Source organism: Rhodococcus sp. ABRD24, assembly GCF_004328705.1.
Taxonomy (GTDB): domain Bacteria; phylum Actinomycetota; class Actinomycetes; order Mycobacteriales; family Mycobacteriaceae; genus Prescottella.
The window spans coordinates 3,381,822-3,406,900 of record NZ_CP035319.1; the positions used below are offsets into that span (position 1 = coordinate 3,381,822).

24 protein-coding genes are annotated in these 25,079 nt (G+C 65.9%); 12 read left to right on the forward strand and 12 right to left on the reverse strand.

The features are described from left to right. Positions 1-3: 3 nt before the first annotated feature. The gene (kstD, locus tag ERC79_RS14995) at positions 4-1,704 is read right to left on the reverse strand and encodes a 3-oxosteroid 1-dehydrogenase (protein ID WP_131579233.1); all 1,701 of its coding nucleotides are present in this window, start codon (positions 1,702-1,704) and stop codon (positions 4-6) included. A gap of 27 nt (positions 1,705-1,731) precedes the next feature. Here kstD and ERC79_RS23125 point away from each other — a divergent pair, with 27 nt between their 5' ends. The 5 genes from ERC79_RS23125 to ERC79_RS15015 all read left to right on the forward strand — a co-directional run bounded on the left by ERC79_RS23125 (position 1,732) and on the right by ERC79_RS15015 (position 7,377). Next, positions 1,732-1,872: a hypothetical protein gene (locus ERC79_RS23125; protein WP_165497136.1), complete on the forward strand. Its 141-nt coding sequence runs from the start codon at positions 1,732-1,734 to the stop codon at positions 1,870-1,872. Between the two features lie 19 nt (positions 1,873-1,891). After that, entirely contained in the window at positions 1,892-2,677 is a 786-nt protein-coding gene (locus tag ERC79_RS15000) for a 2-keto-4-pentenoate hydratase (protein ID WP_131579234.1), read from the forward strand. An 8-nt stretch (positions 2,678-2,685) separates the two neighbouring features. Beyond that, a complete protein-coding gene (locus tag ERC79_RS15005) occupies positions 2,686-3,606 on the forward strand; it encodes an acetaldehyde dehydrogenase (acetylating) (RefSeq protein ID WP_131579235.1) in 921 nt (306 codons plus the stop codon). A 9-nt stretch (positions 3,607-3,615) separates the two neighbouring features. Continuing rightward, positions 3,616-4,650 (forward strand): 4-hydroxy-2-oxovalerate aldolase, encoded by a 1,035-nt coding sequence (gene dmpG, locus ERC79_RS15010; protein ID WP_131579236.1) that lies wholly within the window; start codon positions 3,616-3,618, stop codon positions 4,648-4,650. 144 nt (positions 4,651-4,794) lie between these two features. Continuing rightward, a complete protein-coding gene (locus ERC79_RS15015; RefSeq protein WP_165497137.1) occupies positions 4,795-7,377 on the forward strand; it encodes a LuxR C-terminal-related transcriptional regulator in 2,583 nt (860 codons plus the stop codon). Between the two features lie 106 nt (positions 7,378-7,483). Here the strand turns inward: ERC79_RS15015 and ERC79_RS15020 are convergent, their stop codons facing one another. After that, entirely contained in the window at positions 7,484-7,855 is a 372-nt protein-coding gene (locus tag ERC79_RS15020; protein WP_131579238.1) for a hypothetical protein, read from the reverse strand. Between the two features lie 2 nt (positions 7,856-7,857). Continuing rightward, a complete protein-coding gene (locus ERC79_RS15025) occupies positions 7,858-8,997 on the reverse strand; it encodes a Rieske 2Fe-2S domain-containing protein (protein WP_131579239.1) in 1,140 nt (379 codons plus the stop codon). Positions 8,998-9,187: 190 nt separating this feature from the next. Between ERC79_RS15025 and hsaA the strand changes: the two genes are divergently transcribed. The 4 genes from hsaA to hsaB are packed head-to-tail and all read left to right on the forward strand — an operon-like array spanning position 9,188 to position 12,770. Then, on the forward strand, positions 9,188-10,363 hold the full coding sequence (gene hsaA / locus ERC79_RS15030; protein WP_131579240.1) for a 3-hydroxy-9,10-secoandrosta-1,3,5(10)-triene-9,17-dione monooxygenase oxygenase subunit: 1,176 nt from the start codon (positions 9,188-9,190) through the stop codon (positions 10,361-10,363). A 12-nt stretch (positions 10,364-10,375) separates the two neighbouring features. Continuing rightward, positions 10,376-11,281, forward strand: coding sequence for a 4,5:9,10-diseco-3-hydroxy-5,9,17-trioxoandrosta-1(10),2-diene-4-oate hydrolase (hsaD, locus tag ERC79_RS15035; RefSeq protein WP_131579241.1), 906 nt, complete (start codon positions 10,376-10,378; stop codon positions 11,279-11,281). Next, entirely contained in the window at positions 11,281-12,180 is a 900-nt protein-coding gene (gene hsaC, locus ERC79_RS15040; RefSeq protein WP_131579242.1) for an iron-dependent extradiol dioxygenase HsaC, read from the forward strand. Before hsaD ends, hsaC begins: the two co-directional genes overlap by 1 nt. Next, on the forward strand, positions 12,180-12,770 hold the full coding sequence (gene hsaB / locus ERC79_RS15045) for a 3-hydroxy-9,10-secoandrosta-1,3,5(10)-triene-9,17-dione monooxygenase reductase subunit (RefSeq protein WP_131579243.1): 591 nt from the start codon (positions 12,180-12,182) through the stop codon (positions 12,768-12,770). Before hsaC ends, hsaB begins: the two co-directional genes overlap by 1 nt. A gap of 89 nt (positions 12,771-12,859) precedes the next feature. Here hsaB and ERC79_RS15050 read toward each other — a convergent pair whose 3' ends face one another. The 9 genes from ERC79_RS15050 to ERC79_RS15090 all read right to left on the reverse strand — a co-directional run bounded on the left by ERC79_RS15050 (position 12,860) and on the right by ERC79_RS15090 (position 22,390). Further along, a complete protein-coding gene (locus tag ERC79_RS15050) occupies positions 12,860-13,858 on the reverse strand; it encodes a MaoC family dehydratase (protein WP_131579244.1) in 999 nt (332 codons plus the stop codon). 4 nt (positions 13,859-13,862) lie between these two features. Then, entirely contained in the window at positions 13,863-14,717 is an 855-nt protein-coding gene (locus ERC79_RS15055; protein ID WP_131579245.1) for a CoA ester lyase, read from the reverse strand. Then, positions 14,714-15,919 carry a CoA transferase gene (locus ERC79_RS15060; protein WP_131579246.1) on the reverse strand — a complete coding sequence of 402 codons (1,206 nt, stop codon included), beginning with the start codon at positions 15,917-15,919 and terminating at the stop codon, positions 14,714-14,716. The genes ERC79_RS15055 and ERC79_RS15060 overlap by 4 nt, the downstream gene beginning before the upstream one ends. Then, positions 15,916-17,157 (reverse strand): acetyl-CoA C-acetyltransferase, encoded by a 1,242-nt coding sequence (locus ERC79_RS15065; protein WP_131581178.1) that lies wholly within the window; start codon positions 17,155-17,157, stop codon positions 15,916-15,918. The genes ERC79_RS15060 and ERC79_RS15065 overlap by 4 nt, the downstream gene beginning before the upstream one ends. Beyond that, on the reverse strand, positions 17,141-18,838 hold the full coding sequence (locus tag ERC79_RS15070; protein WP_131579247.1) for an AMP-binding protein: 1,698 nt from the start codon (positions 18,836-18,838) through the stop codon (positions 17,141-17,143). Before ERC79_RS15070 ends, ERC79_RS15065 begins: the two co-directional genes overlap by 17 nt. After that, a complete protein-coding gene (locus tag ERC79_RS15075; protein WP_131579248.1) occupies positions 18,835-19,695 on the reverse strand; it encodes an alpha/beta hydrolase in 861 nt (286 codons plus the stop codon). Before ERC79_RS15075 ends, ERC79_RS15070 begins: the two co-directional genes overlap by 4 nt. Next, positions 19,692-20,459: a hypothetical protein gene (locus ERC79_RS15080; protein WP_131579249.1), complete on the reverse strand. Its 768-nt coding sequence runs from the start codon at positions 20,457-20,459 to the stop codon at positions 19,692-19,694. The genes ERC79_RS15075 and ERC79_RS15080 overlap by 4 nt, the downstream gene beginning before the upstream one ends. After that, complete coding sequence (locus ERC79_RS15085; RefSeq protein ID WP_131579250.1) at positions 20,456-21,649, reverse strand: acyl-CoA dehydrogenase family protein; 1,194 nt, start codon at positions 21,647-21,649, stop codon at positions 20,456-20,458. Before ERC79_RS15085 ends, ERC79_RS15080 begins: the two co-directional genes overlap by 4 nt. Positions 21,650-21,760: 111 nt before the next feature. After that, positions 21,761-22,390 carry a TetR/AcrR family transcriptional regulator gene (locus tag ERC79_RS15090; RefSeq protein WP_131579251.1) on the reverse strand — a complete coding sequence of 210 codons (630 nt, stop codon included), beginning with the start codon at positions 22,388-22,390 and terminating at the stop codon, positions 21,761-21,763. A gap of 172 nt (positions 22,391-22,562) precedes the next feature. Between ERC79_RS15090 and ERC79_RS15095 the strand changes: the two genes are divergently transcribed. Genes ERC79_RS15095 through ERC79_RS15105 form a run of 3 tightly spaced genes read left to right on the forward strand, consistent with a single transcriptional unit; the run spans position 22,563 to position 25,029 of the window. Beyond that, a complete protein-coding gene (locus ERC79_RS15095) occupies positions 22,563-23,054 on the forward strand; it encodes a nuclear transport factor 2 family protein (RefSeq protein ID WP_131579253.1) in 492 nt (163 codons plus the stop codon). 56 nt (positions 23,055-23,110) lie between these two features. Next, positions 23,111-23,413 carry a DUF485 domain-containing protein gene (locus ERC79_RS15100; RefSeq protein ID WP_131581180.1) on the forward strand — a complete coding sequence of 101 codons (303 nt, stop codon included), beginning with the start codon at positions 23,111-23,113 and terminating at the stop codon, positions 23,411-23,413. Further along, positions 23,410-25,029, forward strand: coding sequence for a cation acetate symporter (locus ERC79_RS15105; protein ID WP_131579254.1), 1,620 nt, complete (start codon positions 23,410-23,412; stop codon positions 25,027-25,029). Before ERC79_RS15100 ends, ERC79_RS15105 begins: the two co-directional genes overlap by 4 nt. Positions 25,030-25,079 lie beyond the last annotated feature (50 nt).

Sequence of the window (25,079 nt, forward strand, 5' to 3'; positions counted from 1 at the left end):
CTATCAGTTGTTGACGGACTGCGCTGCGGCGCGGGCACGGTCGGCGATGTCGAGGACGGCGAGGTACGCGAAGGTCATCGCGGGACCGATGGTGGCGCCGGGGCCGGCGTACGTGTGTCCCATTACCGGTGCACTGACGTTTCCTGCGGCGTAGAGGCCCTCGATGACGCTGCCGTCCTCGCGCAGCGCGCGACCGTCGATATCGGTAGAGATTCCGCCCTTGGTGCCGAGGTCGCCCGGGACCATCTTGATCGCGTAGTAGGGCGGCTTGGAGATCTCGGCGAGGCTCGGGTTCTTCAGGCGCGGATCTCCGTAGTAGTGGTCGTATCCGCTGTCTCCACGGCCGAAGTCCTCGTCCTTGCCGGCTCGGGCAAAGCCGTTGAACCGCTCCACCGTTTCGGCAAGTGTGTCCGCCGGAAGCCCGGTCTTCTCGGCCAGTTCGGCAATGGTGCCGGCCTTGACGATGATGCCGGCCTTGAGCCAGCGACCCGGGAACGGTGAGCGCGGCGTGATGCCGGCGAAGGTGTAGCGGTTGCGGTAGCGCTGGTCGAGGATCATCCAGGTGGGGATGTTCTCGCCGGGACCCTCGCCTTGGCCGTACTTGCCGCCGTACATCATGTGCGTGGCCTCGACGTACGGTGCGGCCTCGTTGCCGAAGCGCTTGCCTCGGGTGTTGACCATCATGCAGCCGGGCAGCGTGCGCTCGGACAGTGCGAACCACGGGCCGCCGGTCAGTGGGATCGACGGACCCCACCACGCGTCCTCCATGAATTCGACTGCTGCACCGAGCTTCTGGCCCGCAATGATGCCGTCGCCGGTGTTGGCCTTGGCGCCGACGGTCCACTCGGTGCCGATCGGGGCACGCTGGTACTTCTTACGCATCTCGTCATTGTGCTCGAAGCCGCCGGAGCCCAGTACGACACCGTGGCGGGCGTGGATGATCTGCTCCTGCCCGTCGACGAGCACCTTCACGCCGCGCACGACGTCGCCCTCGGTGTAGAGCTCGGTCAGGGGCGTGTTGAGCAGGATCGGTACGCCGGCGTCCCGCAGGCCCAGGCGCAGGCCGGCCATCAGTGCCTGGCCGCGCACCAGCAGATCCTTGCCGCGCAGCTTCGCAGCGATGAATCGGGTGCCTACCTTCATCGCGCGCAGTGGTCCGCGGCGGTTGCGCATCAGCAGGTTGAGCCAGCGGTAGTCGGCCTGGGTGATGACAAAGTTCTTGGGGGCCTTCACGTAGTCGGGCTCGAGGTTGCGACGGTCGTCGCCGAGCCGATTGCCGTCGAAGGGGACAGGCTCGACCGAGCGTCCACCGAGGCGTCCCCCGGGCGCCTCCGGGTAGTAGTCCGAGTAGTCCGGAACCCACTGCAGCTCGAGTGCGCTGTTCCTCAGCACGAACGACAGCATTTCCGGGCCGCGATCGATGTAGGTGTCGATCTTCTCCGGGGCGACGACGTCGCCGATGATGCTGTGCAGGTACGTGCGTGCGGCGTCGGTCGTGTCGGTGACGCCGTCGCGTTGTAGCACCTCGTTGTTGGGGATCCAGACACCTCCGCCGGACCGTGCGGACGAGCCGCCGTAGTGGGCCGCCTTCTCGACGACGACCACGCTGAGACCCTGGTGCGCGGCGGTCAGGGCTGCGGTCATACCGGCGGCACCGCTGCCGACGACGACGATGTCGTATTCCTGCTTGCTCATGTAGAACACGTTATAGAATGATGAGGCGGATAGTCCATGCTTGCTGCCAGTAAGTATCACCTGGCGCTGGCGAACGCGGCGTTGGCAAACGAAAACACGTTGCACCGGGAGCTGTTGCAGCAGCGAACGGCGTACGAGATCTGCTGGAAACCGCCGGGGCATCCCGGGAAGCACTGAGGCCGAAGAGGAACAGGACATGCTGTCGACCCAACTCCGTACCGAAATCGCGGACCGGCTCGACGCCGCGGAACGCGGGCGCGTGCCCATCGATCCGCTCGTCGCCGCACACCCCGACATCGACGTCGTGGACGCGTACGAGATCCAGCTGGTGAACATCCGTCGTCGGCTCGACGCGGGTGCGAAGGTCGTCGGGCACAAGGTCGGGCTGTCCTCGCTGGCAATGCAGCAGATGATGGGGGTCGATGAGCCGGACTATGGCCATCTCCTCGACGAGATGGAAGTTTTCGAGGAACAGCCGGTCGATACCTCGCGCTACTGTTTCCCCCGCGTCGAGGTCGAGGTCGGCTTCGTGCTCGGGGCGGACCTGCCCGGCGCCGACTGTACCGAGCAGGATGTGCTCGACGCGACCATCGCGTTCGCGCCGTCGATCGAGCTCATCGACAGCCGCATCAAGGATTGGAAGATCGGTCTGGCCGACACCATCGCCGACAATGCGTCATCGGCGGGTTTCGTGCTCGGCAAGGCCCGTGTCGCCCCGGCCGACATCGACATCAAGGCCATCGACGCCGTGCTCACGTGCAACGGTGAGCGCATCGCGGAGGGCCGCAGCGACGCGGTCCTCGGGAATCCGGTGACTGCCGTGGCCTGGCTGGCCCGCAAGGTCGAGAGCTTCGGCGTGCGTCTCAAGGCCGGCGACATCGTCCTCCCCGGGTCGTGCACCCGCGCGATCGACGCCCATCCGGGCGACCACTTCCGTGCCGATTTTGCTGGGCTCGGTTCGGTGTCCCTGCAGTTCAAGTAGGAGTTCTCATGACCAAGGCAAGTGTCGCAATCGTGGGTTCGGGCAACATCAGCACCGACCTGCTCTACAAGCTGCAGCGGTCCCAGTGGCTCGAGCCGCGCTGGATGATCGGTATCGATCCCGCCAGCGAGGGCCTTGCCCGCGCGCGCAAGATGGGTCTCGAGACCTCCGCCGAGGGTGTGGACTGGCTGCTGAATCAGGATGAGAAGCCGGATCTGGTTTTCGAGGCGACGTCGGCGTACGTGCACCGCGCCGCGGCTCCGCGCTATGCGGAGGCCGGGATCCAGGCCATCGACCTGACACCGGCCGCCGTCGGCCCCGCCGTCGTGCCCCCGGTGAACCTGCACGCCCATCTCGACGCGCCCAACGTCAACATGATCACGTGTGGCGGCCAGGCGACGATCCCGATGGTGCACGCGGTGTCTCGTGTTGTGCCGGTGCCCTACGCCGAGATCGTCGCATCGGTCGCCTCGGAGAGTGCGGGGCCGGGTACCCGCGCCAACATCGACGAGTTCACCAAGACCACCAGCCGCGGTGTCGAGGTGATCGGTGGCGCCGAGCGCGGCAAGGCCATCATCATCCTGAACCCGGCCGAGCCGCCGATGATCATGCGTGACACCATTTTCTGCGCGATTCCCGAGGATGCCGACACGGACGCGATCTCCGAATCGGTGCACCGCATGGCGAAGGACATCGCCGAGTACGTGCCCGGCTACCGGTTGCTCAATGACCCGCAGTTCGACAAGCCGAGCATCGTCTCCGGTGGCCACGCCACCGTCTCGATCTTCGTCGAGGTCGAGGGCGCCGGCGACTTCCTGCCGCCGTATGCGGGCAACCTCGACATCATGACCGCCGCCGCGACCAAGGTTGGCGAGGAGATCGCCCGGAAGATCGTCGACAGCCGCTCATCTCAGAACGCACGGGTCTAGGGGAACAGCATGACTTTTTCGGACACACTCGATATCCGCGTTACCGACACCTCGTTGCGTGACGGCTCGCACCACAAGCGCCACCAGTTCACCGCCGACGACGTGCGCAACATCGTCGCCGCCCTGGACGGTGCCGGCGTTCCGGTCATCGAGGTCACCCACGGTGACGGTCTCGGCGGTTCCTCGCTCAACTACGGCTTCTCGAAGACCCCTGAGCAGGAACTGATCTCGATCGCGGCCGAGACCGCCAAGAACGCCAAGATCGCGTTTCTCATGCTGCCGGGACTGGGCATCAAAGAGGACATCGTCGTCGCCCAGGACAACGGCGCGTCCATCTGCCGTATTGCCACTCACTGCACCGAGGCAGACGTCTCGATCCAGCACTTCGGTCTTGCCCGCGAGCAGGGTCTCGAGACCGTCGGCTTCCTCATGATGGCGCATTCCCAGCCTCCGGAGGTGCTCGCCAAGCAGGCGCGCATCATGGTCGATGCGGGTTGCCAGTGTGTGTATGTCGTCGACTCGGCCGGTGCGCTGGTGCTCGAGCAGGTCTCTGATCGCGTCGCCGCGGTCGTCGCCGAGATCGGGAACGACGCGCAGGTCGGCTTCCACGGTCACGAGAACATGGATCTCGCCGTCGCGAACTCGGTGTTCGCGGTGCGGGCCGGCGCCACCCAAATCGACGGCAGTACTCGCCGGTTCGGTGCCGGAGCCGGTAACACTCCGGTCGAGGCGTTCGTCGGCGTGTGCGACAAGCTCGGTATCAAGACGGGTATCGACTTCTTCAAGATCGCTGATGCTGCGGAGGACGTGGTGCGTCCGGTGATGCCGCAGGAGTGCCTGCTCGATCGTCAGGCCCTGATGATGGGCTACGCGGGCGTGTACTCGAGCTTCCTCAAGCACGCGGAGCGTCAGGCCGAGCGTTACGGCGTTTCCTCTGCGGAGCTCCTGGTGCGCGCCGGTCAGCGCAAGCTCGTCGGCGGTCAGGAGGACCAGCTCATCGACATCGCACTCGAGCTGCAGCGCGAGGCGGCTGCCTCCGCGTAGGTGTGTATCGGGACGGCGTGAGCGCCGGCGGTCGCTCTCGCCGTCCCGGCTCAGTGGCATCCCCCCGTCGATTGACAAACCGTTCGGTCGTAAACTGGCCGTGTTCTAATTCGTCTGTCGGGGATGGATGTCGACGGAGCCGGTATGCACAGGGGGAATTGGGGGAGTGGGCCGTTCCGATCGGGAGGCCTGGTCCTCGACCGTCCTCGGCTACAGGCGACACTCGACAGTGGCTCGGCGCTCACCGTTCTCCGGGGACCCCGCGGGTCGGGGAAGAGCACTCTCGTCTCGCAATGGCTCGGCGCGTCGTCAGCGAGTGAACCGCATCGGGTCGTCGTCTCGGTACCTGAGCCCGAGATGCGCTGCGATTCCGGTGTGTATTGGCGTTCCGTAGCATCCGCGGCACGGGCCGCTGGGATTGCTGCGGCAGAGGACGCCACCGCCTCGAGTGAGGACGCCTTCAGGACCTTCTGCAGCTCGCTCGCCGACGTCGATGTGCCGGTCGTACTGGTGCTCGATCATCCGGATCGGGTCGCGGATCCACTATTCAGGGACAGGATCTCGGAGGTCCTCTTTCGATTCGGCCACGTGCGCGCCGTCGCGATGGTGCGCACTGTCGTGCACTTCGGCACTCTCGATCAACTCGATCTCGGCCGGTACGTCGTCTCGTATGCCGATCTTCGGTTCACGGCCGGCGAGACGGCCGCATTCTTCGAGCAGAACGACCTCGATCTGGGGCGGGAAGTCACTGATCGGATCCGCGAACTGGTCGACGGTCTCCCCGTGCTGGCGGGCACGGCGATGTCTATCGCGCGCGCGTTCGGGGGCGAGTTTGCCGCGGATCGGGGTCGCGCGCTCGCTTCCCTCCAGCGGGTCATCGATTCGTATGTCGAGAACACGATCATGGCTGATCCTGTTGTCGCAGAATCGGCGGACTTCCTCATCGCCAGTTCGACTGCGGTCGACCTGACACCACGAACAGCAATCATGCTCAGCAGCGACGGGGACAGCCTGCGGCGCCTGATCGACCTGGAGTACGCGGGGATTCTGATGCGCTCGCCGATACCGGGAGTGCTGGAGTGGAAGATGTTCCCGCCGGTGCGGGAGGCTTTGATGCGAAGGACTCGCGTCGCCACGACGACTCGCCCGCTGCCGGCGTCCGCGCGCCTGGCACGGTTTCTGCTCGCCGAGGGGAATTACTCGGCGGCACTGTTGCATGCGGCCGAGGCCGAGGATTGGGATCTGGTCGTTGTCATCCTCAAACGAGGCTGGCTCCAACTGCTTCCCGATCACGGAATGCTGCTCGTGGAAACGATATTGGCGCTCCCCCAGTATGCGGTGCAGGGGGAGCCGACGATGAGCGCCGCTCGGCAGATGCTCCTGGGATATCGTGCCGGCTGGGCGTTGGCCCTCGAATCGGTGGTCGACTTGGATGATCCTGTATTGACAAGTTCGTCAAGGGATCTGGCGGGGGCGATCTCGGTCGGAACAGTTCAATCGATCAGCATTCGGATCGCGGGTGAGTACGACCGCGCGGCAGCACTGACGAAACGGATGGCCGAGCTTGTCAAACGTGCACCCGAACATGGCGTGGGCGATCCGGAGAGGTCTGCGCTCCAACTGCAATGGGGGATCACCCTGCAGTTGTCGGGGCACTACGAGCAAGCGGTGACGACCCTTCGATCTGCCTACATGGCGGGTGCGACAGCGGGCTTCGATTGGATCGCCGAGAAGGCCGCTGGGTTGCTCGCGCTGCACTTCGCGATGGCCGGCGAACTGGTACATGCCGAAAAATGGATCGCGCGTGAGGAACGCCACGAGGGAGCGACGGGCAGGCTCGCCGACCTGATCAGGGTGCCCGGGCAGATTGCGCGGGCGCTGATCGCGTTGGAGCGGCTCGACATGGTGTGTGCCAAGAGCACACTCGCCGAGCTGGACAGGACATTCGACAACGACGAATTCTGGGCGTTTGCGCAGTACGCACAGGCCCAGTACAAACTGTTGACCGGTGATGCGGAGCGAGGACGCCTGCATCTTCATCGAGCTGAGAGTATCTTCGGCCGATGGATGACCGGTTCGTCGGCCGCGGCACCCCTGCTCGTTGCCGCGGAGGCTGAGCTTCTGTGCGCGATGGGCAGGGGTAACGAGGCGCGGGTCCTCGTTACCCGCAGTCACGAGGACCACTCCTTCGTCCGTCTTGCGTGCGCACGAATCGAGTTGCTCACCGGCAACCCCGCCGCGGCCCTGGCGGAATGTCGGTTGCTGGGGCGAAAACTGCCGTCATTCACGAGGTTGCAGATGGACGTCGCCGTAGTCGAAACGCTGGCACATCTCGACCAGGGCCGGGTCGATCGCGCGCGGCGGGCATTCGGCCGCGTGCTCTCACTCGCGGAGCAGACCGGTTCGCTGCGGTCCTTCGCCGCCCTGCCGGCCTCAGCTCTCGAGGCGCTTGCTCTCGACGCCGAACTTCCCGGCGCGTGGGTTCGTTTGGCCCCCGATTACGCTCAGGGGATCTTCCCCGAATCGGTCCCCGTGATCGAACTGAGTGATCGTGAACGGGTGGTGCTGGGGGCACTCGGGGACGCCACCGGGGTAGCAGAAGTTGCTGCCACACTGTTCGTCTCGCCCAACACTGTGAAAAGTCAGCTCCGAAGCGCGTATCGCAAGCTCGGCGTGAATTCGCGGCAGGACGCCCTGGCAAAGGCCCGGCGACTCGGTCTGCTGTGATCCCGTGATCCCGCCGCCTGATCGCGTTCGTTGCCACCCGGGGCAAACGCCGGGCAATGCGACGCGCAGACTCCGCCTCTCGAGGGGGCCACACTCATCAGATCGCTCAGCGCCTGGTGTCGTCCGGAACGTCCAGGAAGCCTTCCATCACTGCGTGATTGATGCTGTCACGCAGTCTGGGACAGCCGTCTTGGAGGGCGGTGATGTGTCCTGCCGCCACGGCTGCCTTGAACGTCGGGCAGCTCTCGGCGGGATCCGATGTCCACTGGACACTGGTGTGCTTGAAGCTGTTCTTTCGCACCAGCACGTGGGTACCGCACGTACGGCACTCGATGGGATGCAGTCCCGAATCGAGATAGTTCTGCTTGTCCAGAACGGTCTGAGCATGGATGGCCTCGACACGGGCCGGCTGCCCGGCGAAGTCCGGAGCCTTTGCCCAGCTCGCGCTGCGCTCGTCCGGCCCGGTCGAAGTTCCCATCGCTACACCTCGGCGTTCTGCTGCTTCTCGGCCTGCTGCCGAGCCAGGTTCTCCTCGACTTCGCGGTGCCACGCCTCGTTCGCCTTGGTCGTGTCGACCTCGAACTCGAAACGCTGAGTCATCTCGGGAGTGATATCCGCGACGTCCACATAGAACTGCTCGTACCAACGGCGCAGCTGGTAGACCGGACCGTCCTCCTCGCAGAGAAGCGGATTCTCGATCTTGGTCTTGCTCCTCCAGATCGCGACATCCTGGAGGAAGCCCGCGCTGATGCCCTCGGTGAACTTCTCCGCGAGCCTGGTGGACATCTCATCGGCCATGCCGGTGGGCTTCTTGACTGTCACGCCCCACTGCAGCACGAACGAGTTAGGAGTGACCGGGTAGTGGCAGTTGATCAGGACGCTCTCGACCTCGTATCCGCTGTAGCTGTTCCACAGCGGATTGATCATGTAGGAGGGGCCGTAGTAGGAGGCCTCCGACCGAAGAAGAGAGTCGCCGCCGTACTGCGACGCCATGCCGATGTCCGGGCGGCCCTTGGTGTTGAGGTACTGCGACGCAAGGTGGCCCTCGAAGACGTTCTTGAAGTACGTCGGGAATGCGTAGTGGATGTAGAAGAAGTGGGCCATGTCCACGACGTTGTCGATGATCTCACGGCAGTTGGAGCCCTCGATCAGCATCGAGTTCCACGTCCAGTCGGTCCATTCGTCGCTGTAGGCGCCCTCGATCCGGGGGATGGTGACGTCTGCCGGCGGCGGATTTCCCTCCGGGTCGTTCCACACGAACAGCTGCCCGTTCCGCTCGAGCGAGATCCACGCACGCGTCTTCGCGATAGGTGGCACGCGGCGGGCGTAGGGAATCTCGGTGCACTTACCCTTACCGTTCCAGCGCCAGTCGTGGAACGGGCACGCGACGGTGTCACCCTTGATCGTGCCCTGACTCAGGTCCCCACCCAGGTGACGGCAGTACGCGTCGAGGATCTGGAGCTCGCCCTTGCTGTCGGCGAAGACCACCAACTTCGTGCCGAAGGCCTCCACTGAATGTGGTTTGCCATCCTTGAAAGTCTTGGTCAGGCCGAGGCAGTGCCAGCCTCGTGCGAAACGCGTTTGCAGCGTTCCCACGTCGATCTCACGAATCTGCGCCATCAGTACCTCACATCCCTTCTAGCTGTCAGTAGAACACGTTATAGAACTTCATCGGATTTCGCTAGATTTCAACGGCCGGGGATCCGCATGGAACACCTGTTACCGCTGGATTCGAGGTTTCCTCGACATGGATGGGAACGTGTTCTAGTCTCAGGAACAAGTGAACATCTCTTACAGACGGGAGCGTCCAGTGGGTGACCATGACAGCCTTGAGGTGATGCAGCGGATCGACGCACTACTGCCGGCGCTGCGTGAACGCGCGCAGGAGACCGAGGATCTGCGCCGTATCCCCGACGAGTCCATCAAGGCACTGCAGGAGACCGGCTTCTTCCGGTTGGTGCAGCCGAAGCAGTGGGGCGGCTACGAGGCCGACCCGGTCACCTTCTACACCGCGGTGCGCAACATTGCGAGCGCCTGCGGCTCCACCGGCTGGGTCGCCGGGATCATCGGTGTGCACAACTGGCACCTTGCGCTGTTCGACCAGCAGGCGCAGGAGGACGTGTGGGGCCAGGACACCGATGTCCGGATCTCCTCGTCATACGCGCCCATGGGCGCCGGTGAGGCTGTCGAGGGTGGTTACAAGGTCAACGGGGCATGGGCCTGGTCGTCCGGCAGCGACCACGCGACGTGGGTCGTCGTGGGTGGCCCGGTCATCAAGGACGGGCGTCCGGTCGACTTCGGCAGCTTCCTCATTCCGCGCGAGGACTACCAGATAGACGATGTCTGGAATGTGGTGGGTTTGCGCGGTACCGGCAGCAACACGGTCGTCGTCAAGGATGTTTTCGTGCCACGGCACCGCTTCCTGAGTTTCAAGGCGATGAGCGACCTCACCGCTCCGGGTCTCGCGCACAACACCGCTCCGGTTTACAAGATGCCTTGGGGCACCATCCATCCCACGACCATCTCGACGCCGATCGTCGGTATGGCATACGGCGCCTACGACGCTCATGTCGAGCATCAGGGCAAGCGTGTGCGTGCGGCCTACGCCGGCGAGAAGGCCAAGGACGATCCGTTCGCCAAGGTGCGGATCGCGGAGGCGTCCAGCGACATCGATGCCGCGTGGCGTCAGCTGTCCGGCAACGTCGCCGACGAGTACGCTCACCTGCTCGCGGGCGAGGAGGTTCCGATGGAGCTGCGTCTGCGCGCGCGCCGCGACCAGGTGCGGGCGACCGGCCGCGCGATCGCCTCGATCGATCTGCTCTTCGAGAACTCCGGCGCCACCGCGCTCGCGAACGGCACTCCGATCCAGCGATTCTGGCGTGACGCCCATGCCGGCCGGGTGCACGCTGCGAACGACGCCGAGCGCGCGTACGTGATGTTCGGTGGAGCCGAGTTCGGCCTGCCGCTCACCGACACGATGGTCTAGGGGCTGGCTCGAATGACGATTACCGAAGAGCTCACGTACGAGTCGACGTCCCGTTTCGCTCAGGTCCGCCCGGACCTGAAGCTGCATTACCACGAGGCTGGCGTCGGCAACGGTCCCACGATCGTGCTGTTGCACGGCGGCGGGCCCGGCGCGTCGTCGTGGTCGAACTTCTCGAAGAACATCCCTGTTCTGGCGCAGCAGTTCCACGTGATTGCGGTCGATCAGCCCGGCTACGGTCGGTCGGACAAGCCCACCGACCACCCGCAGTACTTCGTGCACAGCGCATCGGCCTTGAAGGACCTGCTCGACACGCTCGAGATCACCGATCGCGTTCACCTGCTGGGTAATTCGCTCGGTGGTGGCACCGCAGTGCGGTTCGCGCTCGACTACCAGGACCGCGCGGGACGCCTCGTGCTCATGGGCCCCGGCGGCCTGAGCGTCAACCTTTTCGCTCCGGACCCCACCGAGGGCGTGAAGAATCTAGGCAAGTTCAGCTACCAGCCGACGCGGGAGAACCTCGAGGCCTTCCTGCGGATCATGGTTTTCGATCAGAAGCTGATCACCGACGAGCTGATCGACGAGCGGTTCGCCGCGGCCAGCACCCCGGAGTCGTTGGCGGCTGCGAAGGCGATGGGGAAGTCGTTCTCCAGCGCGGACTTCGAGCTCGGCATGCTCTGGCGCGACGCCTACAAGCTGCGCCAGCGTGTGCTGCTCATCTGGGGGCGCGAGGATCGGGTCAACCCGATCGACGGCGCCCTGGTGGCACTCAAGATGATCCCGCGGGTGCAGCTGCATGTGTTCGGCGGCTGCGGTCACTGGGCGCAGCTCGAGAAGTTCGACGAGTTCAACCGGCTCGCAGGCGACTTCCTGCTCGACAGTGACATTGCCCGAGGCTCCGCCCGAGATGGAGGCAACTGATGGGTATTCGTTCACTCGCGTACATGCGCGTCGAGGCCACCGACATGGCCGCCTGGCGCGAGTACGGACTCAAAGTTCTCGGCATGATCGAGGGCAAGGGCACCAATCCCGACGCCCTGTACCTGCGAATGGACGACTTCCCCGCCCGTTTGGTGATCGTGCCCGGCGAGCGCGACCGGCTGCAGGTGTCCGGCTGGGAGACTGCCAATGCCGCAGAGCTTCAGGAGGTTCGGGACAACCTGAGCGCCGCCGGCGTGCCCTTCAAGGAGGGCACGGCCGATCAGCTGAAGGACCGTCGTGTCGTCGAACTCATCACCTTCGAGGACACCTCGGGTAACACCCTCGAGGTGTTCCATGGGGCGGCACTCGAGCACCGCCGGATCGTGAGCCCGTACGGGCACAAGTTCGTCACCGGCGAGCAGGGTCTGGGCCATGTCGTGCTCACCACCAACGACGACGAGGCTTCGTTGCGGTTCTACCGCGACGTACTCGGCTTCAAACTGCGGGACTCGATGCGACTGCCTCCGCAGTTGGTGGGCCGTCCTGCCGACGGCGACCCGGCGTGGCTGCGCTTCCTCGGCTGCAACCCGCGCCACCACAGCCTCGCGTTCCTGCCGCTGCCGAATCCCACCGGGATCGTTCATCTCATGGTCGAGGTGGAAAACTCCGACGACGTCGGACTGTGCCTCGATCGCGCGCTACGCAAGAAGGTCAAGATGTCGGCGACTCTGGGCCGCCACGTCAACGATCTGATGCTGTCGTTCTACATGAAGACGCCCGGCGGATTCGACATCGAGTTCGGTTGTGAGGGGCTCGAAGTCGAGGACGAGAATTGGATTGCCCGGGAGAGCACGGCAGTGAGCCTGTGGGGCCACGACTTCACGGTGGGAATGAAGTAATGACTGCGCAGGAGGCGCCGGGGACGTCGGAGACCGCCGCGGAGATCGATCCGCGCCAGTTCCGGACCGTCCTCGGTCAGTTCTGTACCGGCGTCACGATCATCACGACCGTCGACGACGGTGAGCCCGTCGGATTCGCGTGCCAGTCCTTTGCGGCGCTGTCACTGGAGCCGCCGCTGGTGTTGTTCTGCCCGACGAAGGGGTCGCGGTCGTGGGCGGCGATCGAACGGTCCGGCCGATTCTGTGTCAATGTCCTTGCCGAGGAACAGCAGTCGACCTGCGCCCGCTTCGGGTCACGGGAGCCGGACAAGTTCGCTGGAATCGACTGGACACCATCACCGTTGGGATCGCCGATCCTCACCGGATCGCTCGCTCACATCGACTGCACGGTCGAGACCGTGCATGACGGCGGTGACCACTATGTGGTCTTCGGGCGGGTGCATTCGATGAGTGAGATCAAGACCGAGCGGCCATTGCTGTTCTACCGCGGGCAGTACACCGGAATCGAGCCGGACAAGACGGTGCCGGCGCCGTGGCGGGACGACCTCGAGGCGTTCCTCACCACCGCCAGCGAGGACACCTGGCTGTAGGTTCCGCCCATCGGGGGTGAGGTTGAATGGTCCCTTCGTACGCTACGAGCGTGCGAAGGGACCATTCAACCGTTCGGCGAGCGAGCTGTTCAGGCCATCAGGGCGGTGAAGTGCCAATCCAGCACCGGGCGATCGGCCCCGGCGTCGCCGTGAGCATGCACCACCGAGCGCAGCTGCACGGCCCACGCGTCAGCGATCAGGTCGGCACGAACGACTTGCAGGGTGCTGGTGAGGGTGTCACCCTCCTGGACCGGACCGGTGTGGTCGCACGACTGCCAGCCCAACACGGTCACCAGGTTCGGCAGCGCCCTGACTGCTTGCGCCAGCGCAATTCCGATCGTGTGTCCGCCGTAGACCAAGCGGGACCCGCTGATGCGCTCGTCGTGGTGGACGGCGGCGATGTTCAGGCTCAGCCGGGCCAGTTCGGGAGCGCTCGTGACGGCGTCGCCGCTGCTGGTGAACTCCGCACCGACCAGATCTGGGGAGAAGTGCTCGCCGGGAACCCGGTGCCGATAGGTGTTCATGTCCCAACCCTCGGGGATCGACCATGCGGGGACGCCGGACGGTCCGATCGAGGATAGATCGGCAGCGTGAACGACACGTGCCGGGTCGGGGGCGTCGCTCAACGGCAACATCGCGCACCGATAGAAGTCGAGGACGGTCCGATCTTCCTGGTCGGTCGTCGTCATCCGGAGCGCCGCCAGACCGGTGGGTCGCCGGCCCGGACGCGCTGAGTTCTCGCGTAGTCCGACCACTTCCGTTCGCGTGTACAGAGTATCGGTCAGGTGCGGGAACCGGTGGAAGTGGAGCCCCCGGTAGAAGAGGTTGGCCTTCACGTGGTGGGTGGCCAGCGTCGACTGCCCGATGGCGATGTCGCACACCAGGCCTGGGTTCGCAACCGCGGTCCGGGACCCGGTGACCGCCCGAGACAGGTGAGCGTCGAGGGCCAGTCGTATCCGGTCGCCGAGAATGGCCTGATGCGCGGCGGAGAGTCCGTCGGTGAGGGTGACGCCGGGCGCGGTGTCGAACACCATGCCGACGGTCAACTCGTCGAAGTAGGGTCCCCCGACGAAGTGTGGTCCGGTCATGTCCTCAGCCTCCAGTCTGTGCCAGTACGCGTCGAGCGGCCACCGCGACGGCCTCGTCGAGCATGTGCCCGTCGAGTTGCGCGGCCCCGGCTCCGGTGGTCTCGGCCTCGGCCATGGCATCGAGAACTCGGCGAGCGTGCTCGACGGCTGCGCTTGTGGGCGTGAAGATTTCGGTGGTTGCGTCGATCTGTCCGGGGTGGATGACCCACTTTCCGTCGAAGCCGAGATCGCGGGTCCACTGCGCCGCAGCCCGGAAGCCGGCGTCGTCGAGGATGGACAGATGTGGTCCGTCGATTGCCTGGATACCAGCGGCGCGGGCGGCGATCAGGATCCGGTCCTGGACGTGGAGCCAACGTTCGGCCGTATACCCGCCAACTCGACCGAGCGCTGCTCCAAGGTCGGCGTACCCGATCACGACGGCCTCGAGACGTCCAGTGGCACTGCATATCTCGTCGATCGAACGAACTCCCTGCGGCGTCTCGACCAGTGCCTGCAGCCGGGCCGTCGAGCCCAGCTCGGCGAGTAGTCGGTCGGCGGTGATCAGGTCGTCCGCGGTGTCGACCTTGGGTAGTACGATTCCGACGCCGTCGAGCGCCCCGACCGTTCTGAGGTCGTCCCGTGCCCACTCCGTGCCGAGGCCGTTGACGCGGACGGAGATCGATCGACCGGTCCGGAGTTCCCGGATAGTCCGGCACACCAGGGCACGCGCCTCATCCTTGCGCGCGGACGTGACCGCGTCTTCCAGGTCGAGCACAACCTCGTCGGCGGCCGATTCGAGAGCTTTGGCGATCTTGCGTTCGTCCGAGCCCGGGGCGACCAGGGTGCATCGGCGGCGGACGGGAGTCGTAGGACTGCTCATATCGTCCCTGGCTTCCCGAGAATGCCCGCGTCGACGAGGGCGTCGATAGCGCTGTCGTCCAGTCCGGCAGCCGCGGCCACCTCCCTGGTGTGTGCTCCGGACGTCGGAGCCGGTGCGGCATCGGTATATACACCGGACCACCGGAGCGGGGAACGTGAGGTCAGCATGGCCCCGATGCCCGGCTGATCGATCTCCTGAACGACGGCGTCACCCGCGGTTTGGCGGATATCCGTGGCAACCTCCGCGAGTGTGCGGTACGCGCTCCACAGAACGCGAGTTCCGTCGAACTCGGTTTCTATCTGTTCGAGCGTGCGGGACTCGAACCAGGGGCGCAGGATGGAGGTGACGGCGTCTCGGGCCGCGTACCGATCGGCCTCCACGCTCAGGTCGAGCCCGCGGTGGCGTTCGAAGGCGGAGAAGATGTCGGCAGTGCCGGTGACGTCGACGAGTGCACGCCACTGGCCGGTCGTCAAGCCCACAACCATGACGGCGCGGCCGTCAGCGGTGGGGAAGTCGGCGCCGTAGCTACCGAACAGCGCGTTGCCCTGTCGTGCGCGCCCGGTACCGCAGCGGTCGGCCTCCGCGACCCAGCCCATGCTGGCAACAGCGGACAGTGCGACATCACCCAGCGCCAGTTGCAGATACGCGCCCTCCCCGGTCTGCTCGCGCCGGCGCAGCGCCGTCACCAGCCCCACTGCGGCGTACAGCCCGGTCAGCAGATCCCATGCGGGCAGAACATGATTGACAGGGGCGTCGGAACCCTGCGGCCCCGTCATGAGCGGTAACCCGACCTCGGCATTGACGGTGTAGTCGACGGCGGGAGCGCCGTCGGCATGGCCCTCGATGTGCAGGTGGATCAGACCGGGACAGCGCTGGGTGAGGACGGCGTTGTCCAGCCACCGCGCGTGTGCTGCGTTCTCCAGCAGGATCCCGGCCTCGGCGACGAGGTCGGTGACGAAGTCGCGACCGGCCGCGCTGCGCAGGTCGACGGTCACCGACTTCTTCGCCTGGTTGAGGCCGGCCCAGTAGAGGCTTGCGCCGTCGTCGGTGACGGGCCAGCGGGCGCCGTCGACCGCGCCGGAGATCGGATCGACCCGGATCACCTCGGCGCCGAGTTCGGCGAGAACGCGTCCGGCGGTGGGTCCGGCGACGAACGATGACATGTCGACGACGCGGATACCGTCCAGTGGCCGTGCGGTCATGACACCCTCTCGAAGATCGCGGTCAGTCCTTGCCCGCCGCCGATGCACATCGTCTCGAGGCCGTAGCGTGCATCGCGGCGCTGCATCTCACGCAACAGAGTGGCGAGGATACGCACGCCGGTGGCACCGACCGGGTGGCCGAGCGAGATGCCCGATCCGTTGACGTTGGTGCGCTCGTGATCGGCGAGGCCGAAGTTCCACTCCCGCATGCACGCGAGGGCCTGTGCTGCGAAGGCCTCGTTGAGTTCGATCAGATCGATTGCGGACAGCTCCAGTCCGGCGCGCTCTAGTGCGCGGGCGGTGGAAGGGACCGGACCGATACCCATGACCGACGGCTGCACGCCTGCGACGGCCCATGTGACCAGGCGCGCGAGTGGATTGAGTCCCAGCCGCTCCGCATTGGCTCGCGTCGTCACGAGGCATGCTGCGGCACCGTCGTTCTGGCCGCTGGAGTTGCCTGCGGTGACTGTCGAGTCCGGGTCGGTCCTCGACATGACCGGACGCAGGCGGGCGAGCGATTCGACGGTGGTGTCGGAGCGGGGGTGCTCGTCCCGCGTGACGGTGTCAGTACCACCACCCTTGACCGGGACATCCACGGGCACAATCTCCTCCGCGAACAGCCCTGCCTCGATTGCCGCCACGGCGCTCTGGTGGGATGCTGCGGCAAGCTCGTCCTGCTCCTGCCTGCCGATGCCGTAGGTGCGGCGCAGGTTCTCGGCGGTCTCGAGCATGCCGCCGGGCACCGGGTGGTTTCGGCCGCCGGCGGTGACGCGTCCTCGGGCCAGGCGATCGTGGAGGGCCGCTGGAGCGCCCTTGGCGCCCCAGCGCATCGATTCGGTGTAATACTCGGCGCGGCTCATGGATTCGACGCCGCCGGCGATGATCAGATCGGCGACGCCGGTCTGGACTCGCATGGCCGCGTCGAGTACCGCCTGCAAACCGGAGCCGCAACGCCGGTCCAGCTGCTGGCCGGGCACGGTGACCGGCAGGCCGGCGTCGAGGGCGGCCACCCGGCCGATCGCCGGGGCTTCACCGTTGGGGTAACACTGGCCGAAGATGACGTCGTCGATGGACTCGGGGGCAACCCCTGTGCGCCGCAGGAGCTCCGAGATCACTCGGGCACCGAGGTCGGCGGCGGGAACATCGCGGAACACCCCGCCGTACCGCCCGACGGGGGTACGCAGCGGCTCGCAGACGACGATATCGGTTGCTGACGGTGAGTTACTCACTGCGAAAATCCCTTTCACGATCGGTCCATTGCTGCGCCCACTCGCGCAGTTCGACTGCCCGGATCTTGGTACCGTTCCCGCCCACGGTGGTGGGCATCTTCTCGATCACGTGCACGGCCGACGGCACCTTGAATGCGGCCAGTGAGTCCGCACACCACTGTCTGAGGTCGGCAGCAGTGACCGCCGAACCCTCGACGGGAACGACGAACCCGATGGCCTGCGCGTAGCCGCCGGGCCCGGTGATCCCGACGACCTTCGCGGTCTGGACGCCGGCGTGTGCGGCGAGGCGGGTCTCGATCTCGGCGGGGTCGACGAGGAATCCGCGCAGCCGCAGCGCATCTCCGGCCCGGCACACATAGGTGAAGCCGCCGTCTCCGGTCGCGACCGCGAGATCGCCGCTGCGGAACCAGCCGTCCGCCGTGAACGACTGGGCCGCCGCCTCGTGGTTGCCCAGGTACGCGTCCGCGACGTTAGGTCCGCGGACCTGGAGTTCGCCCTGCTCACCGTCGGGCGTGACGGAGTCGTCGTACGGGTCGGCGATGCGCACCGAGATCTCGGGGCTCACCGGACGTCCACCGCCGTTCCACCGCACCGATTCCGGATCGTCGGAGTTCCAGAAGAGCATGAGCGAGAAGACTTCCGACGACCCGAACACACCGGTGGTGAGGGCGCCGAACTCGTCCCGCGCCCAGCGCGCGATCTCGTGAGAACGCCCGAGGAAATCTGCGATGCCGAGCCACTCCAGCGAGGACAGGTCCGCGCGAACGTCCCACCATGTGTCGTGGAGCCGGCCGTAGAGATCGTCACCGCCGACGATGTGCGATACCCGTTCGGACTCCATGGCGCGCAGGGTTTCGACGGGGTCGAATACCGGAACCATGAGGACAGCGCCGCCGCCTGCGAGCGTCGCCATCGCGGTGTTGAAGCCGAACACTCCGGACAGCGGCAGCACACACAGCGTCACGTCGCCGGGGACGATGCCCATCCCTGCAGCGTCGGCACGCGCATGGCGCACCACCGCCGATTCCCGGTGGGCGGCCAGTTTGGGGGTGCCCGTCGAGCCCGACGTGGTGAAGGCGACGGCCAAGGGATCGTCGGGGTCGCCGAGAGCACCCGCCACGGTCACGGTCGCGGTCGAGGGCGTGCGAGGCGCCGACGCTCGGCGCGTGTCGCCGCTACCGGCGGACCATGAACCGGATCCGAGATCGAATGCCGCGGAGTCGAAATCGGCCGTAGACGACAGTGCGATGCCGGGCGCCCGCACGACTGCGACCGCCGGGGGATCAACTTCACCAGCGGTGGCCGACAGCGCCTGGCCGAGCATGCCGAACAGGTCGAGACCGTGGAAGTTCTCGGCAACGGCCACCACGGCGGGCCGTGTGGCGCGGAGCACGTGCTCGACCTCGCCGATGTTGTAGCGGGTGTTGATACCGATGACGTGGGCCCCCAGCGCAGACGCCGCGAACTGCCAGACCACGGTGTCGGACCAGTTGGGCAGGAATACCGCGACGCATTGTCCGCGCCGGAGCCCGACCTCGGCCAGTTCCGCCTCGAGGACGCGGACACGGTCGCGCAGTCGAGTTCGGGTGCTGGTGACGGGGTCCGTACCGATCAGGTCGATTGCTGCGGTCGCCTGGGGAGCTGCGGCGACGAACTCGTCGAGGAACGATGCGAGTGTCACACGGGTCATGATGCGGCCTCCACTCGTTCGGGCGCGGCACGCTCCGCCAGTTCGTCCAGCCACCCGGATGCGATGTCGGCGAAGTCCTCGACCTCCTCCATCGGATAGTGGCCGATGCCGGTCAGGAGCGTGAAGCGGGCGCCGCGGATGCGGGACGAGTCGGTCTTGACCGTGTCGGGAAGAATCCACGGATCCTGCTCTCCCGCAACCATGTGCACGGGGCAGGTGGTCAGGCACAGCCGGTCGCGGACGTCGTGGATGCCCCAGCCGATCAGATCGGAGGACGAGATCATCGGATCTTCGCGTCGGTGCATGGTGGCGATCAGATTTGCCCGGTGGGCGGGAACGCTGTCGCCCACCGATGCCAGGGTGCCGAGGTACGTGCGTTCGCCACGTGACGGTCCGGCGACGTCCTCGAGTTCCCGTCGCAGGCCGGCCACATTCACCCGGCCCGGCCCGGCCTCGGCGGCCATGGCGATGGCGCCGGCAAGGGGGCGCTCCGGTCGCGTGGCAAGTTCGAGTGTCAGTTTGCCGCCGATCGAACAGCCGATCACGAACGGGCGCTCGACATCGAGGGCGTCGAGCAGTTTCCACAGCCAGTCGCCGTACACCGTGAGGTCGACGACCGGGCCGCCGACGGCGGGCTCCGATCGGCCGTGGCCGGGTAGGTCGGGCACGATCACCCGGTATCCCTTGTCTGCGAGCGCAGAAGCGACGTGACGCCACTGCACACCATTCTGTCCGGCCGTATGGATGCACAGCACGGTCGGTGCGTCAGCCTCGGCCACAGTGGATCCGGCTGTCGGATGAACGATCTCGACGAAGCCCAGCGCCGAGTCGATCATCAGGTAGCGGGCTTCGATCACGACTGTGCCTCCTGAGCGATCGTGCGAGCGTGCGCGATGATGATGTTGAGCGGCTTGGTCAGCCGCAGATACTCGTAACCGTTCCCCGTGGAGGAGAACTCGCCGGCAATTGCGCGGCGCATGAAGTCGTCGCGTTCGCCGAGCATCACATCCACCCAGGTGTGGCCCGGCGCGACGAACGTGAAGGTCGCGCCGCCGGGGGTGCGCCGGGTGACGTCGATGATCCGGCCGCGGTAGACGCGCAGGTGGATCTCACGGTCGTCGCAGCGCAGCCCGATGGTCCCGTCCCACGTGGCCAGGGACGATGCGAAGTCGGGGTCTGCTGCGAGCGAGTCACGCACGAGTACGCCCCACCGGTCGGTGCAGAAGTCCGTGGCGGGCAGGGCGAGGGCGGTGCCGACATCGCGAAGCTGCCATGTCTCGACCGCCTCCTCGCGCAGAGCGTTCACATTGTCCCGCAGGACAACCCGACGTACCACGATCGTCGTGTCGCCGTCTGCTACCACCCGGGTGATCATGGACTCGGTGCGGACGCTGTCGTCCGGCTCGATGGGATCGTGCGCGCGCCACGACAGGTACTCCCGTACTCCTGAGGAGGTGCCGGGGGGCGGCGTCAGCAGTTCGGCCACAGCCGGACCCAGGAGCGAGGTGCCTGCGGGCAGAGCGATGCCGGACTCGGCGAGTAGGGCGTTGACCCGGGCGTATCGGCTCTGCGTCTGTGTCCCGACGCGAAGCGTGTGGCCTGAGGTTGTGCCGGGGCTCATGACGTGGCCCGACCGAGCAGCTCGTCGGAGATGATCCGCATCTGGATCTCGCTGGTGCCCTCGAAGATTTTCGTCAGACGAGCATCACGCCAGTGCCGCTCGACCTGGAAGTCGGTGGTGTAGCCGGCGCCGCCGTGGATCTGCACGGCCTCGCTGGTGACCTGTTCGGCCATCTCGGTGGCGACCAGCTTGGCCATCGACGCCTCGAGCGAGCAGCGTCGACCGGTATCGATGTCGGTGGCGACGGAGTACATCAGTTGGCGGGCCGCCTCGATGTCGGCGGCCATCTTGGCAATCTTGAACCGCAGGTGCTGGAAATCGCCGATCGGCTTGCCGAACTGACGACGGGTGTGGACGTACTCGATCGAGTCCTCGAGCGCGGCGCGCGCCAGGCCGATCGCGCGAGCGGCGGTGTGCGCGCGGCCCACCTCGAGACCGCTGACGGCGAGGTAGAAGCCCTTGCCTTCCTCTCCGAGCATCTTCCCGGCCGGAATCCGGAAGTTGTCGAAAGCCAACTCCCATGTGCTCCAACCAAAGTAGCCGATCTTGCGGACCTTGTTACCGGAGATGCCGTCGGGAAAGGAGCCGCGCTCCTTCTCGATCAGGAAGGCGCTGATGCCGCGGTGCGGCTTGGCCGGATCCCTGTTCGGATCCGTGCGGGCGAACAGCACGAGGTAGTCCGCGTCGTCGGCGTAGGTACACCACATCTTGGTGCCGTTCACGACCCACTCGTCACCGTCGCGTACCGCGCGGCACGAGATGTTCGCAACGTCCGATCCGGCCTCTGCTTCCGACAGCGCGTACGCGCCGAGGTATTCGCCGCGCGCAACCTTGGGCAGCAGCGCCGCTTCCTGCTCGGCGGTGAAGCCGCCGCCCATCCCGTTGCCGCGGGCCAGCAGGCCCGACACGCTCATCCAGGCGCGGGAGAGTTCCTCGGCGACCAGGCAGTATTCGAATACGCCCAGGCCCAGGCCACCGTGCTCCTCGGGGATCATGATTCCGAAGAAGCCGATGTCGGCCATAGCCTGCTTGAGCGAATCGGGAATCGTGCCCTGCACCGGGTCGAGTTCGTTGGCGACCGGAAGTACCTGCTTCATGGCGAACTCGCGCGCCAGATCCCGGATGGCGAGGCGTTCCTCGGTGAGGTACCGCGGTGAATCGACACGCGGCTGTGAAGGTCGGTGAGTCATGCGCTCTCCCTAGTAAAGATTAACGCTTGTTAACCAAGTAGAGCATGTGGTCGCGGGACGAGTCAACGGACTGCGAGATTGACGACGGCGGGACCGTGGTGCCGGATTGGCTCAGGGAGCGTGGTATCCGACCAGGTTGAGGGCGTAAACGCCGTGCGTGTCGGCGACCTCTTGAGCTGATAGTGCGCCGTCTGGGCGGAACCACAGTGCGATTCCCGCGCACATGGTCAGCACTGCGGTCACTGCTTGGTGAACGTGGGGAACATCGAATGTTCCTTGGGCGATGCCTTCCTCGGCGATCGTGACGAACAGGTGCTCCTGGGCGTCACGGGATCCGACGACCCGCTTGCGGTCGATCTCTTCGAGGTAACGCAATTCCGTGTTGGCGACGAGGCAGGCCCGCTGATTGCGGGCCGTGTAGAGCGCGTGTGCGGTGACGGCGGTCCGCCACTGATCGGCTGGTGCGGAACCGGCTTTGCGCAGGGCATTGCGCGTGGCGGTGAACTGTTCGTCGCTGGCGGCCCGCAGGATTTCGACCAGCAGTTCGGCCTTGTTCTCGAAGTGGTTGTAGACGTTGGCGGCGCTGCAACCGGCGCTGGTGGCGATGTTCCGCATGGTCGCTCCGTGAAAGCCGGCGGTGTAGAACTCGTCGAGTGCGGTCTCGAGGATGCGTTCGCGGACACCCTCGTGCGCCGTGCCACGCGTCCTGGTCAGGGCGTTCGCGCCCGATCGAGTGTTCATGCCTCGGAGGGTAGAGCGGCACGACCCCGCTGATCAAGGACTCGCCCAGGGGCCTTGACCAAATCGGGCCACTAGTCATATGGTCTGCATCACATGAACGTACGTTAATCAAACTGTGTCGAATACTTCCCCCATGCCCCCGCTCATTCCCCTCACGAGGAGGCTTACCCCCATGAGCACTTCCGAAGACCGACTCGAAGCCCGGATCCGCCGACTGGAGGACATCGAGGCGATCCGCCAGCTCGACGCCCGCTATTGCCGCCACCTGGACGACGGCGATTGGGACCAGTTGATGGACCTGTTCACCGAGGATGGCGAGTTCGACGGACTGTCCCACCCGAAGGGCCGCGCAGAAATGCGCGAGTTCTTCGCGGGCCTGGCCGACGGCGGCCTCACCGCGTTCTGGCACTTCATCACCAATATGGAGATCGAGCTCGACGGAGACCGCGCCACCGTTCGATCGTTCCTGTGGCAGCCGTGCGTCACCGACGGCGCTCCGTCGATCGCAGCGGGGCGTTACGAGGATCAGGTGGTCCGGGTCGACGGTCGCTGGATGTACCGCGTCAAACAGGTCCGGTTCCACTTTTTCGGCCCCCTCGCCGCAGGCTGGGACGAGAACCTCTTTGCACTGGACACCGCGCGGCGTGCGGCGGTCAATCCGTGAGCGCGCCGGTCCACGGGGACCGCACGGGTTCGGCTCCGGACGTGCGATGGACCGACATGCTCACCGTCGCCGAGTTCGTCGAATTGCGCCGCCGTCGGCGCGCGCTGACCAACAGTCTCGGCGGCGCGGCTATCGCGCTGCTTGCCACCTTCCTGCTGGGTTTCGCGTACTTCCCTGATCAGCTCGGCGGCACCACGATGGCCGGAATTCCGCTGTCGCTGTGGCTGATGTTCTCCCAGTTCGCCGGCACCTGGGTGCTGGTCTACCTGTACTTCCGCCTTACCCGTACCTACATCCAGCCCGCGGCCGACGCAGCTCTCACGGCCATCGAGCAGTATCGACAGGAGCATGTGGCATGACCGGCGAACCCGATTTCCTCGCCATCGCCATCTGCGCGGCGGTGATCTCCCTGACGCTGTGGGTGACCTTCGCTGCCTCGCGTCGAAGCCGTAGCGCAGACGGCTTCTTCGCTGCCGGCCGCTCAATCACCGGCTGGCAGAACGGATTCGCGATTGCGGGCGAATTCATCTCGGCTGGAAGCTTTCTCGGAACAACGGGCCTGATCTTCTACAAGGGTGTGGATGGGACGGTGATCCTGTGCGCGTCGGTGGTCTCGTTCCTGCCCGTACTGTTCCTGCTCGCGGAGAAGATGCGTAACGTCGGCAAGTACACGCTCGCGGACGTGCTGGTGTTCCGCACCCAGGCGCGGCGGGTGCGGGTGGTCGTCGCGTTCAGCACCATCACGACCGGCATGTTCGTCCTACTGGCGCAGCTCGTGGCGGCCGGTGTGCTGCTCGAGTCCGTATCCGGGATCCCATTCTGGCTGTCGGTGATTGTCGCCGGAAGCCTCATGGGTATCTATGTTTTCGTCGGAGGCATGCTCGCCACCACCTGGGTCCAGGTGATCAAGTCGTCGATCCTGTCGATTCTCGCGCTGATCGTCGGCCTGGGCATCCTGTCGAAGTTCGGCTTCAGCTTCCCGAAGGTGCTGTCGAGTGCCACCGAGCACGCCGTCGCCGGTGATGCCGTACTCTCGCCCGGCCTGATCTTCGCCTCGGGCGGGGCAGTCAACCTCATCTCGTACGGCCTCACCTTCGCGCTCGGTACGGCAGGTATGGCGCACATCCTGATTCGCTTCTTCACCGTGCCCGAGGCCGCCACCGCGCGGCGCTCGCTCGGCTGGACCGTCGCCCTGTGCAGCGGCTTCTACCTCGTCGTGGTGCTGATGGGCTTCGGCGCCGCGGCCGTGCTCGGTGACGGTGGCGCTCAACGTGTCGGTCCCGGAGGCAATCTCGCTGCACCAGTGCTGGTGACCGAACTCGGTGGGGGCATCGGAACAGTTGGCGGGTCCATCGCGTTGGCACTGGTCTCGGCGGTCGCGTTCGCGAGCATCGTGGCGGTCGTCGCCGGTGTGGTCATCTCGGCCGCCGGTACCTTCGCGCGCGACGTGTGGCCGACGCTGACCCGCCGCGACCGCGGGAACAGTGCGGATGTCGTCGCGGATACTGCTGCCGACGACGCACGGGATGCGAAGGTCGCCAGATTCGGCGCGGTCGGCCTCAGTGTCATCGCGATCCTGCTGACCATGGCGATCGGCGACAGCACGAACATCACGTACTTCATGGGCATGGCATTCATGGTGGCGGCGAGCGCTCACCTGCCGAGCCTGCTGTTGAGCCTGAACTGGCGCCGGTTCAACAGCACCGGTGCGGTGTGGGGAATTGTCGTCGGACTGGTGTCGACGATCGTCAGCCTGATGCTCACCGAGGCGCTGTGGATGGGTAGTGGCCCGGCACCGCTGCACATCCAGTTGCCGGTGGTCATTACGCTGCCGCTCGGCCTTCTGGCCTGTGTCGTCGGTTCGCTGGCGGGGGAGCGGGGAGTCGGTTCACGGGCGGCCTCCGATGAGAAGTTCGCCGAGATGCTCGTCCGTGCGGAGACCGGAATCGGGGCGGAAGCCGCGGCTTCCCACTGAGTTCGGCGCCACGATCACTGACTGAAAGGTCCCTTCATGCGCTGTACGCG

Excerpts from the sequence above, each read along its gene's own strand:
- ERC79_RS23125 (WP_165497136.1), top strand. The coding sequence starts at position 1,732 with ATGCTTGCTGCCAGTAAGTATCACCTGGCGCTGGCGAACGCGGCGTTG.
- ERC79_RS15000 (WP_131579234.1), top strand. The coding sequence starts at position 1,892 with ATGCTGTCGACCCAACTCCGTACCGAAATCGCGGACCGGCTCGACGCC.
- ERC79_RS15005 (WP_131579235.1), top strand. The coding sequence starts at position 2,686 with ATGACCAAGGCAAGTGTCGCAATCGTGGGTTCGGGCAACATCAGCACC.
- dmpG (WP_131579236.1), top strand. The coding sequence starts at position 3,616 with ATGACTTTTTCGGACACACTCGATATCCGCGTTACCGACACCTCGTTG.
- ERC79_RS15015 (WP_165497137.1), top strand. The coding sequence starts at position 4,795 with ATGCACAGGGGGAATTGGGGGAGTGGGCCGTTCCGATCGGGAGGCCTG.
- ERC79_RS15020 (WP_131579238.1), bottom strand. The coding sequence starts at position 7,855 with ATGGGAACTTCGACCGGGCCGGACGAGCGCAGCGCGAGCTGGGCAAAG.
- ERC79_RS15025 (WP_131579239.1), bottom strand. The coding sequence starts at position 8,997 with ATGGCGCAGATTCGTGAGATCGACGTGGGAACGCTGCAAACGCGTTTC.
- hsaD (WP_131579241.1), top strand. The coding sequence starts at position 10,376 with ATGACGATTACCGAAGAGCTCACGTACGAGTCGACGTCCCGTTTCGCT.
- hsaC (WP_131579242.1), top strand. The coding sequence starts at position 11,281 with ATGGGTATTCGTTCACTCGCGTACATGCGCGTCGAGGCCACCGACATG.
- hsaB (WP_131579243.1), top strand. The coding sequence starts at position 12,180 with ATGACTGCGCAGGAGGCGCCGGGGACGTCGGAGACCGCCGCGGAGATC.
- ERC79_RS15050 (WP_131579244.1), bottom strand. The coding sequence starts at position 13,858 with ATGACCGGACCACACTTCGTCGGGGGACCCTACTTCGACGAGTTGACC.
- ERC79_RS15055 (WP_131579245.1), bottom strand. The coding sequence starts at position 14,717 with ATGAGCAGTCCTACGACTCCCGTCCGCCGCCGATGCACCCTGGTCGCC.
- ERC79_RS15060 (WP_131579246.1), bottom strand. The coding sequence starts at position 15,919 with ATGACCGCACGGCCACTGGACGGTATCCGCGTCGTCGACATGTCATCG.
- ERC79_RS15070 (WP_131579247.1), bottom strand. The coding sequence starts at position 18,838 with ATGACCCGTGTGACACTCGCATCGTTCCTCGACGAGTTCGTCGCCGCA.
- ERC79_RS15080 (WP_131579249.1), bottom strand. The coding sequence starts at position 20,459 with ATGAGCCCCGGCACAACCTCAGGCCACACGCTTCGCGTCGGGACACAG.
- ERC79_RS15085 (WP_131579250.1), bottom strand. The coding sequence starts at position 21,649 with ATGACTCACCGACCTTCACAGCCGCGTGTCGATTCACCGCGGTACCTC.
- ERC79_RS15090 (WP_131579251.1), bottom strand. The coding sequence starts at position 22,390 with ATGAACACTCGATCGGGCGCGAACGCCCTGACCAGGACGCGTGGCACG.
- ERC79_RS15095 (WP_131579253.1), top strand. The coding sequence starts at position 22,563 with ATGAGCACTTCCGAAGACCGACTCGAAGCCCGGATCCGCCGACTGGAG.
- ERC79_RS15100 (WP_131581180.1), top strand. The coding sequence starts at position 23,111 with ATGCTCACCGTCGCCGAGTTCGTCGAATTGCGCCGCCGTCGGCGCGCG.
- ERC79_RS15105 (WP_131579254.1), top strand. The coding sequence starts at position 23,410 with ATGACCGGCGAACCCGATTTCCTCGCCATCGCCATCTGCGCGGCGGTG.